The organism is Stenotrophomonas sp. GD03654 (genome assembly GCF_029845105.1).
GTDB lineage: Bacteria > Pseudomonadota > Gammaproteobacteria > Xanthomonadales > Xanthomonadaceae > Stenotrophomonas > Stenotrophomonas africana.
In genome coordinates, this window is sequence record NZ_JAOCLC010000036.1 from 19,726 (window position 1) to 36,182 (window position 16,457).

24 protein-coding genes are annotated in these 16,457 nt (G+C 64.9%); 4 read left to right on the top strand and 20 right to left on the bottom strand.

Annotation, left to right across the window (positions count from 1 at the left end; translation table 11 throughout):
* Positions 1-69: 69 nt before the first annotated feature.
* The 20 genes from N5J73_RS14055 to N5J73_RS14150 form a co-directional block, all read right to left on the bottom strand.
* The gene (locus N5J73_RS14055) at positions 70-579 is read right to left on the bottom strand and encodes a DUF6631 family protein (protein ID WP_107378964.1); all 510 of its coding nucleotides are present in this window, start codon (positions 577-579) and stop codon (positions 70-72) included.
* The gene (locus tag N5J73_RS14060) at positions 579-1,334 is read right to left on the bottom strand and encodes a hypothetical protein (protein ID WP_107378965.1); all 756 of its coding nucleotides are present in this window, start codon (positions 1,332-1,334) and stop codon (positions 579-581) included. The genes N5J73_RS14055 and N5J73_RS14060 overlap by 1 nt, the downstream gene beginning before the upstream one ends.
* Positions 1,335-1,337: 3 nt before the next feature.
* Positions 1,338-1,550, bottom strand: a complete 213-nt coding sequence (locus N5J73_RS14065; RefSeq protein WP_107378966.1) for a hypothetical protein — start codon at positions 1,548-1,550, stop codon at positions 1,338-1,340.
* The gene (locus N5J73_RS14070) at positions 1,547-2,023 is read right to left on the bottom strand and encodes a hypothetical protein (RefSeq protein WP_234367979.1); all 477 of its coding nucleotides are present in this window, start codon (positions 2,021-2,023) and stop codon (positions 1,547-1,549) included. Before N5J73_RS14070 ends, N5J73_RS14065 begins: the two co-directional genes overlap by 4 nt.
* Positions 2,020-2,553, bottom strand: a complete 534-nt coding sequence (locus N5J73_RS14075; protein WP_107378967.1) for a DUF1320 domain-containing protein — start codon at positions 2,551-2,553, stop codon at positions 2,020-2,022. The genes N5J73_RS14070 and N5J73_RS14075 overlap by 4 nt, the downstream gene beginning before the upstream one ends.
* 9 nt (positions 2,554-2,562) lie before the next feature.
* Positions 2,563-3,048, bottom strand: coding sequence for a hypothetical protein (locus N5J73_RS14080; protein WP_279941095.1), 486 nt, complete (start codon positions 3,046-3,048; stop codon positions 2,563-2,565).
* Positions 3,049-3,209: 161 nt separating this feature from the next.
* Positions 3,210-4,154: a hypothetical protein gene (locus N5J73_RS14085; RefSeq protein ID WP_279941097.1), complete on the bottom strand. Its 945-nt coding sequence runs from the start codon at positions 4,152-4,154 to the stop codon at positions 3,210-3,212.
* Positions 4,155-4,179: 25 nt separating this feature from the next.
* Positions 4,180-4,521, bottom strand: a complete 342-nt coding sequence (locus tag N5J73_RS14090) for a capsid cement protein (protein ID WP_049399127.1) — start codon at positions 4,519-4,521, stop codon at positions 4,180-4,182.
* Positions 4,522-4,543: 22 nt separating this feature from the next.
* Positions 4,544-5,749: a hypothetical protein gene (locus tag N5J73_RS14095; protein ID WP_279941099.1), complete on the bottom strand. Its 1,206-nt coding sequence runs from the start codon at positions 5,747-5,749 to the stop codon at positions 4,544-4,546.
* Between the two features lie 296 nt (positions 5,750-6,045).
* Positions 6,046-6,615: a phage virion morphogenesis protein gene (locus N5J73_RS14100; protein WP_057503380.1), complete on the bottom strand. Its 570-nt coding sequence runs from the start codon at positions 6,613-6,615 to the stop codon at positions 6,046-6,048.
* Entirely contained in the window at positions 6,615-7,892 is a 1,278-nt protein-coding gene (locus tag N5J73_RS14105) for a phage minor head protein (RefSeq protein ID WP_099590028.1), read from the bottom strand. The genes N5J73_RS14100 and N5J73_RS14105 overlap by 1 nt, the downstream gene beginning before the upstream one ends.
* Before the next feature lie 3 nt (positions 7,893-7,895).
* Complete coding sequence (locus tag N5J73_RS14110; protein ID WP_107378968.1) at positions 7,896-9,422, bottom strand: DUF935 family protein; 1,527 nt, start codon at positions 9,420-9,422, stop codon at positions 7,896-7,898.
* On the bottom strand, positions 9,419-11,155 hold the full coding sequence (locus N5J73_RS14115; protein ID WP_107378969.1) for a hypothetical protein: 1,737 nt from the start codon (positions 11,153-11,155) through the stop codon (positions 9,419-9,421). The genes N5J73_RS14110 and N5J73_RS14115 overlap by 4 nt, the downstream gene beginning before the upstream one ends.
* A complete protein-coding gene (locus N5J73_RS14120; protein ID WP_279941101.1) occupies positions 11,156-11,704 on the bottom strand; it encodes a phage protein Gp27 family protein in 549 nt (182 codons plus the stop codon). It lies immediately after the preceding gene.
* Between the two features lie 13 nt (positions 11,705-11,717).
* A complete protein-coding gene (locus tag N5J73_RS14125) occupies positions 11,718-12,041 on the bottom strand; it encodes a hypothetical protein (protein WP_024957611.1) in 324 nt (107 codons plus the stop codon).
* Entirely contained in the window at positions 12,038-12,355 is a 318-nt protein-coding gene (locus N5J73_RS14130; protein WP_008265891.1) for a hypothetical protein, read from the bottom strand. Before N5J73_RS14130 ends, N5J73_RS14125 begins: the two co-directional genes overlap by 4 nt.
* Positions 12,352-12,858 (bottom strand): lysis system i-spanin subunit Rz, encoded by a 507-nt coding sequence (locus N5J73_RS14135; protein ID WP_099590023.1) that lies wholly within the window; start codon positions 12,856-12,858, stop codon positions 12,352-12,354. The genes N5J73_RS14130 and N5J73_RS14135 overlap by 4 nt, the downstream gene beginning before the upstream one ends.
* Entirely contained in the window at positions 12,858-13,376 is a 519-nt protein-coding gene (locus tag N5J73_RS14140) for a lysozyme (RefSeq protein WP_197631435.1), read from the bottom strand. Before N5J73_RS14140 ends, N5J73_RS14135 begins: the two co-directional genes overlap by 1 nt.
* Positions 13,377-13,568: 192 nt before the next feature.
* Entirely contained in the window at positions 13,569-14,186 is a 618-nt protein-coding gene (locus N5J73_RS14145) for a hypothetical protein (RefSeq protein WP_099590021.1), read from the bottom strand.
* Between the two features lie 102 nt (positions 14,187-14,288).
* Complete coding sequence (locus tag N5J73_RS14150; RefSeq protein ID WP_099590020.1) at positions 14,289-14,663, bottom strand: helix-turn-helix domain-containing protein; 375 nt, start codon at positions 14,661-14,663, stop codon at positions 14,289-14,291.
* Between the two features lie 113 nt (positions 14,664-14,776).
* On the opposite strand from N5J73_RS14150, the gene N5J73_RS14155 reads away from it, so the two are divergent.
* Genes N5J73_RS14155 through N5J73_RS14170 form a run of 4 tightly spaced genes read left to right on the top strand, consistent with a single transcriptional unit; the run spans position 14,777 to position 16,456 of the window.
* The gene (locus tag N5J73_RS14155) at positions 14,777-14,986 is read left to right on the top strand and encodes a hypothetical protein (protein WP_024957605.1); all 210 of its coding nucleotides are present in this window, start codon (positions 14,777-14,779) and stop codon (positions 14,984-14,986) included.
* Positions 14,983-15,216: a hypothetical protein gene (locus tag N5J73_RS14160; RefSeq protein ID WP_057503387.1), complete on the top strand. Its 234-nt coding sequence runs from the start codon at positions 14,983-14,985 to the stop codon at positions 15,214-15,216. The genes N5J73_RS14155 and N5J73_RS14160 overlap by 4 nt, the downstream gene beginning before the upstream one ends.
* Positions 15,213-15,506: a helix-turn-helix domain-containing protein gene (locus N5J73_RS14165; RefSeq protein ID WP_057503388.1), complete on the top strand. Its 294-nt coding sequence runs from the start codon at positions 15,213-15,215 to the stop codon at positions 15,504-15,506. The genes N5J73_RS14160 and N5J73_RS14165 overlap by 4 nt, the downstream gene beginning before the upstream one ends.
* Before the next feature lie 14 nt (positions 15,507-15,520).
* Positions 15,521-16,456 (top strand): hypothetical protein, encoded by a 936-nt coding sequence (locus N5J73_RS14170; protein WP_279941102.1) that lies wholly within the window; start codon positions 15,521-15,523, stop codon positions 16,454-16,456.
* Position 16,457: the final 1 nt, after the last annotated feature.

Genomic DNA, 16,457 nt, shown 5'->3' on the forward strand with positions numbered 1-16,457 from the left:
AAGCGAGCAGGATCTGGCGCTGCGTCATCCGACCGATGTCGGCAAAGCAGCGGCCGTAGCCAGCGCAGATCAGGTCGGTGAAGACCCGTCCATAGCCGACTGGCTCACCCTTTTGCCGACGGCGTTGCGCAGCAGCCGGCGCAGCAAAAAATTTCCGTTGGCCTGCCACCACAGCAGCAGCATCTGCTCGCCGTCGGTTTCATTGAGCGTTTCCAGCCAGCCTTCCTGTGCCCGCACCTCGGCGGCAGCATCCTGGCACTCCCCCGGCGCAGGGGCGATGGCGCAGGCCAGAAGATGGCGGATCAGGTCAGGGTGCGATAGCAGTACATCGGTCACCTCCAGCATCGACGCGGGCTCACTTCCCTCAAACAGCGGCTGCAGGTCGGCCAGCAGCGGAGCGGCCAGAGGCAGGATGCGGGCTCCTTCGAAGAAGCCGTACTCGCGCACGATGATGGTCTTGCCGTCGACCTGGCCCTGCTGCTGCGCAGCCAGGATGTCCAGTTCGTCGGCCACTGCCCCCGAATCCGGCGAGCCGGATTCGGAGGGCAGTTGGTCCTGGTTGCCAATTCGGGTGGCCATCAGGCGGCGTCCACCAGCATGACGCGGGCGTACAGACCGAAGCGCGGATCGGACTGGCGAACCGGATCGATCTTGGCCTCGCCATTGAGCACGATCTCACCGAAGGTATCGTTGATCAGCGCCAGGGATTCAGCCGCCGGGAACGAAATGCGGTTCACGTCGGCGCGGACGCGCTGAGTGGTACCGTCGACACTGTTGACGGCGTCGAACAGCACGTAGTACTCCGACTTGCTGCTCTCGAACACCTTGACCACGCTGTGGGCGGCGTACTCGTAGGTCTTAGCGGCCACAGCGGACTTGGTGGTCAGGAAGGTGATCATGCCGGTGACCGGGTTGACGGTGTAGTCGGTGTCGGCCACCAGCGGAGCTGCCGGCGTACCGCCCTCCAGCACCAGCGCGCTGATCGCGGCGTACTCCAATGCGACCACGTCGCCCGGCTTGACGTCGCCGATGGCCTCGTTGGCGACCGAGCCCGACGCCAGATCCAGACGCGTGCCGTCGGTGGCCAGCGCCAGATTGTCAGTGTTGATCTGACCCAGCGTCAGCCGCACACCCAGGTTGCGCTCGGTGGTCATGGTGGCGGCGACGCCGCGCACACCCGACCAGCTTTCCTTCTTGGTTTCACGGGTGCTGGACATGGCCAGCTCAAGGACGCTGCCGTCATACACCCAGCGCGCCGGCGCGCGGCTGCCGTCGGCATTGCGCAGGCCCAGATACACGCGGCCCTGGAACGAGAAATATTCGGTCTTAGACATGGCTTACTTCGCCTCCTGGGCGCTGGCAGTAGGCGCCTGGCCACCGGCCCTGCGCGATGTGTTGGGGGTGGAATCGGCCTCGGGGGCGTCGATGAAGCCGCGTTCGACTGCCCAAGGCACCAGGTCGGCGGGAACCTCGACTGTTTCGCCGGCGGCAATGGGCTTGCGCGACAGCGTCAGGCCCGGCTTCTTGATCGTGTATTTCTGGGTGGTCATCGCGGGATCTCAGGTTGAAGAAGGGCCTGGGTCTTCCATACGTCGACCCACAGGGCGGTAGCGGCGTCGTAGTCCTCGAGGTTGCCCTCGATGAGCTGGCAGGCACGGCCACCGGCAATGGGCGGCGTCCAGCCCAGCAGTGGTTGGCGAACCTTGCCCAGAAGGATCCGGAGCTCATCAATCACCTGGGCGCCGCGCTGTTCGCGGTAGTTGCGACACACGGTCACCACCGCGAAGTTGACTTCGACCAGCTGCGCCAGGCGCGACTGCTGGCCCAGGATCGAGGCGCCGGTCTTGGTCTCCAGCGGCATCTCGCGGGCCAGCAACACGTAGCAGCACGGCGCAGGGAAGTCGCGCAACGCCTGGACGGCGGCGTAGTCGGCGCTACCCTGGATCTGACGCACGTCCTTGTCGCTGACGCCCTGGCGGATGCGATCGCGCACCAGGCCAATGTCGAAGGGCTGCGTGCTCACCGGCCGTAGTCCTGCAGGGTGCGGTGGCTGAACTCCCGCGGCGGTGCACAGACCTCGGGCGCGCCGCCACTGGGCGCAGGCAGCGGGTCATCGGCGCCGAGGCTGAACTTGCTATCGCGCACCAGCTCCAGAAAGCGCAGTGCTTCCTTGTAGTCGCGCACCACCGGATCGGTGCGCTCCTCGGTGTTGACCCGGTCCTTATGCAGCAGGTAGCGCGCAATCCACCGTGCCCACGTGGACACAATCCCCGGTACCGGCGCCGGCAACGGCACCGGATAGGGCTTGGGCTTGCGCATGACCAGGTAGCCGTTGATCAAGCCATCGGCGTCGTCCAGAGCGCGCTGCACGTGCGCGGCCGCCTCATCGGCGATCGCCACGTCGGCTGGGTCGAAGGCGCTGCGATCGCTGCCGAGCAGCGTGGCATCCATCAGCGCATCGTCCACGATCGGATAGCGCTCCGGCGTGGCCACCTGCGCCAGCTCCTGAGCGAGCTTGGCCGCCGACAGCAGTGCGAGCGTGCAGTAGGACATGGCGGCCGATTACTCCAGCTCTTCCGGGGTGGCCGGTTCATCACCGAGGACGCCTGCATCCTGGTAGTCCTCCGCATCGTCCCAGGTCATCTCGATCCATGCCGGCGGCTTGACGACCACGCCGTTGTGCTTGAACGGGCTGAGTACTTCGAAGCACCAGGCGCTCGGCGCATCATTGGCCCCAGCCGTGGAGGCAGCAGGCGCAGTGACAGCGTCGAGAGACGCAGCATCAGGCGAAGAAACACCCGCTTCGGCGTCCGCGCCCTGGTCCGCTGCCGAACGGTCGGCCTGCGACTGGTCCACGGCAGCGCCATCGGCTGCACGGACAACCGACGCGGCGGACTCCAGCTCACCTCGGCCTTGCTCCGGTACCGAGCCGTCCGTCGCCGGCTGCGCGTCCGTAGTCTTCTCTTCCTTCACGGCCGGCACGTCGGCCGGCGTGTCGTCCTGGACGGTCTTGGGTGCGCTGGGCGGCACAGTGCGGGGCTTGGCCACGACGAGATCTCCGAATAGGTGTGGTGCCGTGCTCTCCGGCTGTCACGCATAGTTTTGCTGTGCTTCGCACGGCCAGGCCCGCGTTCGCCTGCTGCTGCCGCTCGCTGGGTTGTACGGATGAGCGGCAGCCAATCCGGCGACGTCCTGTCGCCGGCGGCGTATTACAGGCCGGCGCCCTGAATCAGGTAGCCGGCAGCCATACCGGCCAGAACCGGGGTGGCGTCGTTGCTGACGCCGTAGATCCAGCTCTTGGCATTCGCATCCCAGTACGGAAGCTCGACCAGCGGCATGCCTTCGATGCGATAGCCATAGCCATAGCTGGGCTCCTCCACGTTGGCGTTCACGTCCGCACCAGGGCTGACGTAAGCCAAGACAGCCGAAGTACCCCAGACGTCACCGAAGGCACCGTTGTCGTCGGCCACCACACCACCACCGACCACGATGTTGTCGATCTCGAAGATCTGCTTGAGCAGGTCCAGGGTGACCTTGCGCATGCCTGTGTTAGCCGAGCGATCGATCAGCTTCGGATGCTGCTTGAGCTGCTTGAACGACTTGGCAGACAGCAGCATGGTGTTGGGATACAAGCCGATGCTGTCACGCACCGCTTCCTTGCCGGTTTCGACATCCTGCGCCGGGTTTGAGGCGGCGTTGGACCACACGTTGTTGCCAGCCAGCGTCACCTTGTGATCGTTGTCGTAGTTGCTGGCGGAGGTGGCGATCTTGGCGCTGTCCACCTCGTACTCCAGCAGCAGCGAGCGCAGCGCGGTGTTGACAGCTCGCGTGCCCAAGTTGATGCCAGGCACCTGGCTTGCGTCCTTCATGTGCTCGCGTGGCACAAGGGCTTCCAGTGCACTCGGGATGATCGAGTAGGGCTTGCCCTGGTAGCCAAAGCGGATCCGCTTGGTGTTCGAGCCAGGGGCACGCTTGGAGTTGTAGATCTTGAAGGATTCCTTGCCGAACTCGATCACCTGGCCGCCATAGGCGGCGACATCGGCGAAGGGGAACAGCGCGGTGGCCACGAGCTGCGCCTGGCGATAGCCACGGGCGTGCTCGGAAAGGATCGGGTCAACGACGCGAACCTGGCCGGGGGTCATCTGTGCGGACATGTAAATCTCCTGCGGCGCTTGCCGGTCAGTTCGGGATGAGGATCACTTCGAGCACGTCGCCGTCGGCGGCGGCCTTGGCGCCAGGTGCCGCGCGGGCGACGACCTTGCCCGCGTCAGCCGTGACGGCTTTGCCGTCGACGCCGACCTCAAGGGCAGCGCCCGCAGCAATGGCGGCACCTGCGGTCACCTGGGTCGTGCCCAAGACGTCAACCGGAGCCAGTTGTCCGATCGCCGCATCGGAGCGCGTGACGCCGTAGGCGTTGCCGCCGGCAGCTGCTACGCCGCCCGCCGGGGAGACGAAACGGTTGTTGGTAAGGGCTGCCGTGGCCAGCACGGACAGCGTAAGCAGAGCGATGTTCTGGGACATGGTGGGCTCCTGGATAGATGAGTCAGCCGCCGACCGCGGCGACTGCAGCTGCCCAAGACGTGCCAGGGTGCTGCTGCTGATAGGCCTTGGCCTTGTTGAAGAGATCCGCGCGGCCTGCATCCACATGCACTCCCGCAGGCGCTGCGAAGTTCGCGGCTGCGTTCGGCGCGTCGCCAGCGGACTTCTCGCTGAAGTCCACGGCCTTGGGCAGGCTGGTCAGCAGCTCGCGCAGCACCGATTCGGCCGGCTTGGACACCGTCGTTTCACCCTCGGCGAAGTTCAGCGGATCCTTGCCATTGGGCTGAGCCAACAGCAGTTCCACCACGGCCGGCTGCTGGCGCGGCAGCAGCTTGCCTTCCTTCACCAGGCCTTCGGCGAACGCCACTGCGTCTTCGCGTCGCGCGGCCTGTTCACGGGCGGCGAGGGCCTTCTCGCGAGCGTCCAGGGTGGAAGCCTGCTGGTCGAGCTGCTGCTGGCGCTGTGCGTGCTCGACGTTGTTCTGCTGGGACATGGGGTCGATCTCCGATTTGACCTGTTCACGAGTGGGAGGCGGTGCCTGGACGGGCGCAGGTCCATCGAGGGCGCTGCGCGGGAACTGGGTGAGCAATGGCGATGCGAAGAGGGCCGACGTGCGCGAGTTTTCGTCATCGCGTGTGCTGCTCTCGATGCCGCGGATCTGCCAGTCCGGAATGACCTGGTCAGCCGTCTCCAGGCCCTGGGTATCGATCAGCCAGTCGCGGAAGCGGCGGAACAGATCCGTCAGCGTCCAGCCCAGCGGGGCCAGCGACATGGCAAAGCACGCAGCGTCATCGCCTTCGGCGAAGGAGGCCGACTTGAGCCCCTTTACTGCCGGCGGCTGCGCGCCCAGGAAGCCGATGTGGCGCAGGTAGTACTTGCCCGGCGTCGGGTTCCCCGGCGAATCGGGCATGAAGATGGAGGCGCTGATCTTCTTGAAGCGGCCGTTGTTGACCAGCTCCGCGAAGGCAGGATCTACCTCGTGCGGTTCGGCCATCAGGAGGCCGTCCTTGGCCTGAAGCACTTTGCTCCAGCCATAGGCCGGGTCGTCGGTTTTGGGATGGCCCACCACAATGGGCGCTTCGTGCAGCGCCGGATCGTAGCTATCGGCGATCTGCTGCACATCCGCCTCGCTGAAGGTCAGCGTGCGGCCGTCTTCGGCAACGTGCGTGCCGGCTTTGAAGATCTGCAGGGTGGCGGCGGGCTGGTTCATGCCGCCAGTTTTCCCGCGCCAGAGGTCGCTGTCTTTGAAACTGGTTTCCAACTTTCGAGGGCGGCAGCGGACTGGCTCATGCCCTCCTTTTTCCCGCAGTACCGTCTCACGTCTTGGGACGGTGCATTGCAGAGAATTTCAACCGCAGATGCACGATGCGCGTGCGGTGATCGTCCTGCGTGGAAACAAGTGCCAGTATCGGCCGCACAGGTGTGTCAGACACCAAGCCGGTGTGGGTGACGCCCGAGTGTGGCGGCGCGCCTGTAGCGGCGCGCAGAGCGCCTCCCACGCGACGATCAATCGAAGGCGCCGCTCACGTGATCTTGAGCGATATCCAGCAGCTCTTTCTCATCCTCGCGACTGACGCCAAGCCAAGGGCGAGCAGCGATGGTGTTCGTGTAAGCAGGCATCGTGATCGAGCGCCTATAGCGCGTATTCTTGCGATTGGCTTTGACGAACCGGCTACCGCCTTTGCCAGTCTTCAAGTAGATCTTGGCCGGGCGCGCCGGGTGACGGATGGTGCCGCCGAACTGATGGATGGCGCCATAGGGCGCATTGGTACCAACCAAGACGGCCTCATTCCCATCCGTTTGCCACGATGCCATGTCGCCGAGCATGTGGAAATCAAACTTCAGAATCGGGACGCCGGGGCGCTTCTTCTGTTTCCAGCGTTTGTAGCTTGGCTCCAGTGCACGCCATCGCTGTCCGGTCGGATCACGCTCCTTCTTGGCTCGCTCGCGTGTCGACCTCAGCAGGTACTCGCCCCAGTCTCTCAGGATCAGTTGCCGTGCTTCGCCCTCCAGCTGGCGCAGCGCATCAGCCAGCGCAGGTGTTGCCGAATCCAGGGTGACTTCGAGCTGCGCCATCAGAGTGCTCCCTGCAGCAGCTGCAGCGTGCCATCGGCGACGCTGCGCTTGAGATCAGAAGGCATCAGCATCTGCAGCTGGGGCTGGATGGTGCTGACGCCCGTTTCCGAGATGGCCACGTCGACCACCATGAAGGCCGGGCGCCCCACCGCAAGGACATACCGCAGGTGGCCTGCGGCCACGTCCAATAGGATGGCCACCGCATCGAGCAGGCGGATAGGCAGCTCGGCTGCGGCGATGGCGACCGCGCCAGGCCGAGTGATGGGGAGCTGCTCAGCCAACACTGCAAAGGCCGCCGTCGCTGGTCGAACGGCAGCGCGCTGCAGCTGCGACACCAGACCGGGAGACAGTGCGCCGGCCAGGTAGCGAGCAGCGTGCGCGGCATCGGCGTCAATGCTGGCCAGCCAGCTTGCGTAGCCGGCCTGCAGGGCGTCCCTGGCACGCGGCCGCGCCAAGGCCTGGGCGGCACTGGCGGCAGCGGGCGCCGCTGGCAGCCGCGCGCCCGTCTCCAGTGCACTCTGCAGAGCGGAGGTCAGTTGGCCTGTCAGCGAGGGCGGTGTGACCGGACCACCACGGCCACTGGGCCAGTGGTCCGCCGTTGCTCCAGGCGCGTAGCCGAAGCCAGGATCGACGCCTGCCGGCGTCAGCACCGTGCGCGGTCCACCGGGACTGCGCTGCCCGACCGTCACCGACTGCATCACAACCTCAGGGGCCGTGTCGGGGCCGTCCTTGCCCAAGCGGCGCAGATCGCGTTCGTTGAGCGCATCGACGTAGCACTGGCAGCCCCAGCCGTTGGCCGGATAGTGATAGCGCCACCAGGGATCATCATGGCGTAGCACCATGCCATTCCAGGACACGTGCAGTGGCCGGGGGTGTTCGACGGCATCGTTGTGGTTGTAGCGCCAGAACGGCCGTACCTTGATCAGCTGCTGCAGCTGGGCCCAGCGCCCGGCGTTGTAGCTCTGACGCAGGTTGGTTTCGTAGATCACCCGCGAGCGCCAGTTCCGGCCGCCGTTGTAATCCCAGCCATGCGTGGCCACGATGCGGTCGAAGTCTTCGCGGAACTGCTCCAGCGTGCGGCCCTCGGCGATGACACGGTCGATGGACTGCCGGAAGTCGGCCAGCAGTGCGTCACGGTTGGCACCGGCCACCATGAAGCTGGTGTCGTGCTCGGCCTCCCACACGTCCAGGTAGCTCTCGGTGAGCACGTTCTTCTTGCGACGGAAGAACTCGATCTGCTCCTGGAACGGCAGTTGAGCGTAGGCAACGCCGGCCATTGATCAGTCTCCCGCGCCCTGGACGTCGGTACGGCCGGCCAGCGTCGCTGCCGTCATCGCATCGGCCATCACCGAGGCGTAGTCGTCCAGGGTCATGTTCGGATGCAGCTCGAACAGCCGGTCGCGCAGTTCCTCCAGCGAATCGACCTCATCGACCAGCTGGCGGATCTGCTCCACCCAACCAGCACCGAGGGGCGACAGTCGCCGATCAAGCTGCTGGCCCAGGCCGATGGCAGGATCAGGTGCCTTCGGGGTGCTGTCGGCAAAGGCCGCCGGATAGTGCCGGCGCAGCAGGCTACCCACCGTACCGCCGGCATCAGCGAACTGCGGCCCATCGATCGCTGTCGGTACCGCAGGTGGCTCCGGCAGCGCCTGGACAGGCTCGTAGTTGTCCCCATAGGTCTGGTCCATGTAGACCTGCTTGGGCTTGTAGCCCAGGTCGAGGATCTTCTTGTCGCGACTGGCAGTGGCGTCCAGATCCTCCGGCTCTTCCGTGACGCGGTAGACCCGTGGGATGGCTGCGCCGGGGAAGTTCCATTCGGTGAGCCAGCGCGCCGGCCCCTTGTTGAAGGACTCACACACCAGGTCTGCATCGGAGGTGATGATGTCGCGGCGCACTTCCCGCTGCAGCTGGTCGTTGCCCAGCTTGCCGGGTGTGCCCTGGGTGCTGGCGGTCTGGCCCAGCACCACCTTCTGGATGGTGGCATCCATATAGTCCTGCAGGGCCTTGTAGTCGGCCGTGCCACTGCGCCCGGCCTCCAGCAGCGCCAGCTCCATGCCCTTGGGCATGATGATGCCGCTGTCGGTCTGGATCGCGCGGGTGGCCTGCAGCAGCTTGGACTTCTCCGGATCGGTCGCCTCACTGTCGTACTTGCCCACTGCGGTGGGCATGCCGAACTTCTCCAGGAAGATCAGCCAGAACTTGAGCCCGTTGCGCTTGAACAGCACCGGCCAGTACAGCCAGTGCGCCAGCCCCAGGCCGTAGGGCTCATCGTCGTGATCGGCACCGGAGCAGAAGTTCCAGAAGTACGGCGCGAGTGCCGGGACGCCCTCCGTCATCTGGGTCTGGGTGAGCAGGCGCAGGTCGCCTTCCTTGCCGTAGCGGAAGCGTCGGCGATTGCGGACCTTGATCGCCTCCAGGCCGATGCGGGTGCCGTCGACCTTGTACAGGATCTCGGCCACGCCGTAGCCGTAGAACACGCCAAACAGCATCTTGCGGGTGACGTTGTCCCACCCGATCCCGTGCAGCTGCTCCTGCAGATACTCTGCCGCCTGGCGGTCGATGCGCTTCTCGCCACCGGGCTCCACCTGCCATTCGCAGGCCACCACCGAGTCCTGGCGCGATCCGAAGGTGGTTTTCACCTCCGGATCGGACAGCACCTGCTCGTAGATCTGCAGGTCATAGCCGCCCCGATTGCGCAGCACGCTATCAAAGGGCAGCAGCAGCGGCCCGGTGTAGCCACGGGTGATGTCGATGCCATCGGCGGTGGTGGCAATCTCGCGGCCGATCTCTGGGCGGGCGATGGTCATGCGAATCCTCCAAAATCATTGCCGCCGCTGACCGTGCCGAAGGCATCATCGGTCACGACGGTGGCCACGCCGTCGGCTCGGCCGTCGCCGATGTAGGCGCGAGCGCCGGCCGCCTGGAACTCGATGGGTACCGAGGTGACGTGGTTGAGCGCGGCAAACTGCATCAGGGCGCCTGCGATCGCGCCGTCGCCGTGGCGCACCAGTTCCGGATCCTGCAGGTCCTTGCGCTCCAGGCGCGGCACCATCGGAATGCCATCAACGTACTCCACGGCCCGATGGTCATCCTCCAGCGATGCGTCCCTGGGCACGGTGATGAATCCGTCCTCGAACAACGCGATGTACTTGGGCATCCATTCGCTGTACCAGGGGCGCGACAGGGTGACCTCGTGGATTGGGCCACCGCTGTAGCGGCCCGTCTCGGCATCGAGCTCGGCACGGCCGTAACGGTCGCCTGTGTACTCCATCAGAGTCTGGCCCGGCCCGGTGGCGTCGCCAGCGAACGACCAGCGGCCGCGGAAGCCCTCATTCAGCGCGTCCAGAAACGCCCACAGGATCTGCTCCTGCTGGCGGGTGGGCGCGTTGGCCATCTCGATCAGGAACGGCACATCCCGGCGCAGATCCTGACTGACCTTGGCCGGCTTGATGACCGAGAAGTGGCGGTGGCGCGCAAAGTCCATGCCGACCGCCCAGCGCCCAGTGAACCCGGCCACCGCAGCACGCAGCACCGGCAGCAGCGTGGTGGCGATCCAGACCGAGCACCAGATCTCGCGTTCCTTCTCCGAGCGCTTGGGGAAGTCGTCATCGAAGACCAAGCGCAGCACAGGGCGGACCTCGGACATGGCCCGATCGATCCAGACTGAGGGGATGGCCGAGCCATCTCCGTCGCGCGGGATGACATCCAGCTCCTCGCGCATGGCGGCCTTGCGCGGGCCATAGGCCGAGCGGATGGCGGTGTACCACTCCTTCTTGCCCTCGGCGGTGGCCACCTTGCCACGCATGGCGCAGACCCGCTCGTACAGGCCGTTGGACACGGCATCATCGAAGCTGATGCGGATCACCCCGGCCTTCTTGCCGTAGCGACCGGCCTGGACGTCCTGCACCAGCTGGTTGAACGGATTCTTCTTGCCGCGGTGTGTGGACCACACGCGGATCCGGCCACCCCAGATCAGCAGCGCGGTGGCTGATTCGAGCACCTTGGCCACGTCCTTGTGCAGCGCCGCTTCGTCCAGGTCGACCACGCCCTGCAGGCCGTGGATGTTCTCCGGGCGCGAGGACAGTGCCGTGATACGGAAACCACTGGCGAAGCGAACCCGGAAGGCCTGGATCTGCCGGCTGGTGCCGTCAGGCTGCTGGTCCTGGAAGATGTGCTGCTCGATACGCGAGGCTTGGCCTTGGGCAATGATCGGCGCGAACTTGGCCACATAGCCAATGAACTCCAGACCCTTTTCCTTGGTGTCGGCCATGTACCACACGTTGTCGCCGCCGGCGTCCTTGGCAGAAGCGGCGGTGATGGTGTCGCTCAGCGCCTGGGCGAAGGTGATGCCAGTGCGGCGCCCCTTCTCGCAGACCGCGATATCCAGCCCTTCCTGCATCCGGATCCATTCGGACTGATGAGCCATCAGCACACCGGCCTTGCTCGGATCGAAGTTGGCCGAGATCGAGCGCACGCTCTCAGGCAGCTCATCCCAGTCCAGGACGCGCTCGGTATCCGGCAGGGGACCCAGTGCACTCACTTAGCCGACTCCATGCAGCACCTTGTTGCGCCAGAACTCCACGCCCTCGGCGTCCAGCCCCTTCGCCCGTGCAGCCTCCTCGACCCGGCTGGCCGCGTCGACCAGCGCCCTCTGGCGGATCTCGCCGGCAAACTTCTCGCGCACGATGGAAGAGCGGGTCAGCTCGGCAATGGCCTTGGCCGCCTTGCTGTACAGCGCAATGCGATCGGCGGGGGAAATGCTCTCGTCGTCCTGGTCGGCTGCCTCCTGGAACTGCAGCAGTGCTTCGAACAGGTCGGTCTGCAGCAGGCCCATCAGCGCGCTACCGCGCTCGGCGGCATTGTCCGGCGCCTGCTCGGCCACCAGTTTCATGGCTTCGGTGCTGGCACTGATCGAAGCCAAGCGGCGCTTGAGCCGCTTGGCGCGTTCGTTGACGGTGGTCTTGCTGATCTCGTAGCCCTGTTCGCCCAGCCATTCGGACAGCGAGATGCTGCCACCGAAGGCGTTGGCAACCAGGCGCCGATCCAGCTCGTCACGCACATCGGCCGGCAACAAGTCGATCTTGCTCACGGGAGGCATGGGGTCACCAGTACTTCGGCGGGCGGGCGATCCCCGGACCGCAGTCGATGCTGTACTCGACGATGTCCACACCGTGGCGGGTCAGCTCCGCCGACCACGGCCCCGACGGGGATTTGGTGATGTCGATCAGGCGACGGGTGTCCAGGTAGTCCAGTTCCCGGCGAACCTCCAGCGCGGTGGCATCCGGGTACATGTCCTGGGCGGCGCCGGCCAGGACGGCTTCACCGATCGGATAGGGGCGTGAGCGATCCAGCACCAGCAACATCAGCCAGCGCAGCTGCTCCCTGCGCAGCTTGCCCAAATCCGGGCCTTGATTTCCGTGACTCACGGCGTGTTCCCCTTGCTTTGCATGTTCGTGATCTTCGAAGCCACTGCATCAAGCTTTGCCTCGATAACGCTCTGTCCGCGGGCATAGTCCTCGCGGCGGACGTAATCCTTCGCAACTTCCAGGCGGAAGTCGGTGAGGTGACTCTCAACCTCGCGCCAGCGCTTGCTGTCGTTGATAAGGATGGCCAACTGCTGATCCGTTCGCTGCTGCAGTTGGTTGACCAGCCAGCGGCCGCCGGCGATCAGGCCGCCAAGCAGGGTGATGCCGATGCCGGCGAACCACACCAGGTAGAGCGGCTGTACTTCAACGATCATGGGTTGGTCTCGACGGGTGGGCGCTGTCCGGTGAGGACGCCGATGACGCGTTGGCAGGAGCGGACGTGGTCTTCAGCTTCGGTGACGATTTGAAGAGCAGCGCCTGCAACCTCTGGACGTAGTTGGGCGCTCGCATCACGTTCGACGGCGCCAGAGACGGCTTGGGACAGGCGGGCGGTGTGACAGGTGGCGAGGTCGTCGCGCAGCTGGAGATTGCCAGCGCGCAGGTCAGCCACAACAGCAGCAGGGATGGACGCGGACGCCTCCCGATCATCTTCATGTTCGTCTCCGATCTGAGCCATTTCCCTGGCCTGGGTATGCTCGGTGTCGCGAGCACTGCGCTCGCTTTCCAGCTGCGATTGAAGCGTGGTCACGCGCTGCTGCGCCGTGGCATCGCGGGCCTGCGAGTCCAGGGCATTGCCGCGATAGAGAAGTGCTGCGGCAATGGCGACCAGCAGGAGCACCAGCAGCAGGGCGACCGTTGCGGTCAGGGTGCGGACCATCAGTACCGGCCCTCGCACATCGCGCGCTCAGCGGTGCGGCGGCGCTCCAATCCCTTATAGGACTTGCCGCCGGCATTGGCCCAGTTGCTCAGCTGGGCACATGCAAGGTCCCAGCGCCCTTGATTGGCGTAGACACGGATCCGCGGCTGCTGGCCGTTGCGCAGGAAGCACAGACCGTCCTTGACCCCAGCGCCACCGGGACCGACGTTGAAGGCGAACGACGTCAGGGCAGCTGCCTGGTAGTCCGTCATCGGCACCTTGATGCAACTCTGCACGGTGTTCCAGGCGACGCCGAGGTCCGACTGGAGCAGGCGCTCGCATTCGGCGCGGGTGTAGGTGCGCTGTTCTACCTTGGCCGTATGGCCGTAGCAGACCGTCAGCTTGCCGACCACATCACGATAGGGCTGGGCCGAGTAGCCCTCGAAGGGCTGCACCAACCCGAGCAGCAACGCCAGCATGGTCGCCAGCATTCCTCCCGCGATGGGCAGTGCCTTGTTACCGGGTTGCTCTGCTGCCATGCGCCATCTCCAGGGAAAGATGGCCGACGGGCAGACGAGGATGCCCGTCGGCCAGGTGCGCCAGTGCGCGCCAAACCGATGGGCAGAGTTTCAGCGTTTGGCTGAGCGTCGTCTTTGAAACTGGTTTCGAGGAATCTCACGCGCGCGCGTGAGAGGGTGGGCACCCGTCACGATGTGCTTAGAAGCCGAAGACTATTCGCTCTTGGGCTTATGTGCTTCCCACCAGCTCTTACCGGAAGATGCCGGCACCTCGCCCTTCACCCTGTCCAACTCAGGCTCGACCGTGAGCCCTGCAGCTGTTGGGCTTTGCTCGCCACGCGCGTCATTTTGAGTGAGACCTTGCGCGGCAAGGGCAGTTTGGATCCGCCGTGTGGCGTCCGCCGCCGGATCAATGAACAAGCGCTTCATCGTGGGTGGATCAAGTGCAACACCCTGCATATCCGATATGCGTTGGAATGAACCATCAGGATTGAAGACGAGGACGACTTGCTTGGTTTCGACGCTGCCTCGAGCGGTGAACCAGTTGACCTTCGATTCAACAAACGTCCACGTGTAGACGGCCGACCCAGTAATTCCAATCTGCGAGTTCTGAGGCGACGTGCCGAGTGCAGTTATGGCGTCCTGAAGTGTCGATTTACCCACTTCAAGCCGAGCAAGCTGTTCGGCACGGAAGTCCGCACCAACTGTAGCCTTTGCGGCACAAAGCACCAGAACAAGCAGCGCACTCGAGGCGATGCGAAGCAATGCCGATTTCGGCTTGATGGCAGATTCGTTGCCATACAGTGCCGACGCGAATTCCGTGCTTTTCATGTATTCAACTCCCTGCAGATGAACTGTCACCCGGTGACCGGTATCAGGGCACTAACCCTGATGTTTCGTTGATCGAAGCTCGGCGAGGCCACGACGTTCGCACTACGCCCTTGTTCGCTTCCGAACTGCGCGAGACGCTCCCGCCTTGATGTCCTTCAATAGCAGTCCCTCCAGTAGCCCGAGAGCCACGGAACGGCTGGTGTCGGAAAGTGCCCAGAAGGTATCTACCAGTTCATTGAACTGCATGACCTCGGGTTCCGACATTCCTGGCCGGGCAATGCTGCGTAGCCCCGTCAAAACATAAAGCGGATCCACCCCGGAGTCCGCCAGCGCCGCAAGCCTGGCGGCTGGCGGACTGGATACGTCCCTCTGCCAGTCGATCACCGTGTTTTTCTTCGCGCCAGCGAGTTCTGCGAACTCGGGCAGCGTGAGCCCCAGGCGCTCCCGCTCAGCCTTCAGACGGGTTCCGATAGTCATACGAAATTCCATGCCATATGTGTTGACAGGCACGGAAATCCGTACCATGATTACTTCCACTGGCAGCGCCTACAGCAGCCAACCAATGGAACAAGGATCAAAGGATACACGCGATGAGCGAACCCGCCCCCAGCCTGGATCTTCACCTCAAGGTCCGCACCGCCTTCGTTGGCAAGGGCACCAGTCTCCGCGGCTGGTGCATGGAGAACGGCGTCCCACCGCAGAACGCCCGAGACGTCCTCATCGGACGCTGGAATGGCCCGAAGGGTCAGGCCCTGCGGCGCCGGCTGTTGAAGGCCGCAGGCCTGAGCGCCTCAGCATGAGCACCGCCGGCCGCCCCCTGGACGAAGTCCCGACCCGCGAACTGGAGCTGTTGCTTGCCTCGGCCCGTGACCAGTACGCCACCGCTGTGAACAACTGGCAGTGCGCCGTCGAATCAGACGAGCCGCTGGCCAACACCCTGCCGCTGGCTGGTGCCGTCGACGCAGCCGACCGCCGCGCCGTCCGGATCCTGACGGAGCTGGCACGCCGTCAACAGGGTGCTGCGGCATGAGCGAGCAGAGCATCTTCACCCGCCTGCTGTTCACCCTGGCCGGGCACAGCCGCACCGGTCTGCGCCTGAAGCCGATCGCCGACGGCATCGGCGAATCCCCCAGCACCACGCTGCGCAACCTGCAGCGCCTGGCCGAAGACGGCCTGGTCGAACGCTCCCCCTTCGACCAGGAAAACTGGCGCCTGGCCCCCCGAATTGTCCAGATCGCCTTGGCCCATCAAGCCGAGGTGGCTCGTGAAGAGCGCCAGCTGGACGACTTCAAGAACCGCTACAGCCGTAGCCCCAACTGATGACGAGGATCGAAATGGCAGAGAAGCAACTCAACAAGCGCGGCGCCAAGCCGCTCGCCCAGGCCGAGCCGGTTGTCCAGGATCTGGACGCGGACAAGCTGGCCGAGCGCAGCCAGGAGCTGGTCATCCTCAGTGAGCACCAGAGCGAGGTGGTGGACCAGTTCGGCGACGGCCTGCCGTGGCACCCGGACCACTATGAAAACGCGATCCGCAGCGAACTGCACCGGGGCTGCGAAGCCTTCCTGCGCGCCGGGCGCTACCTGGTGGTGGCCCGCGAATGCGCAATCCACGGCGACTGGTATGGCCTTCTGGAGCGACTTGGGCTTGGTCAAGAGCAGGCCCGGCGGATGATGGAAGCCGCTCGCCGCGTGGCCAACCTGCCAAATCCCTCGCATGCGAGGGATTTGATTACCGCTAGCAAGAGCCAGAGCCGCCTGATCGAATTGCTCTCGCTGCCGGAGGAGCAGTTCATCGAGCTCGCCGAACAAGGCGAGACCGGCGGCCTGTCACTCGACGATGTTGAGACGATGTCCCGCGCTGAGCTCCGCGCAGCCATCCGCGAAGCCCGCGCCGATCTTGACGCCAAGGATCAGCGCATCACCAAGTTGAGCGACGATCTCAACAAGGCGGAGGAGAAGACGGCAAAAGCTCAGAAGAAGTGGAAGAAGGCCACGCCGGACGAACAGTCGCAGGAACTGCTGACCCAACTGGAGCTGGCCGCCTCCCAGGTGCGCCTTGCCATCGCCAGCGGCAGTGAAGAAGCCGGCTTCAGCGGCGCGGTGATCACGCTGATGCAGCACGCCGAGCAACACGACCTCAACGTTGATGAGCAGGTGGCCGGGATCATCGCCAGCCTGATCAACGACCTGCGTCTTGTCCGCGACCATCAGGAGGTGGGCGTCACGGTGATCCATGACCGCCGCCTGGCCGACTGGAAGCGGGAGGGCTGAT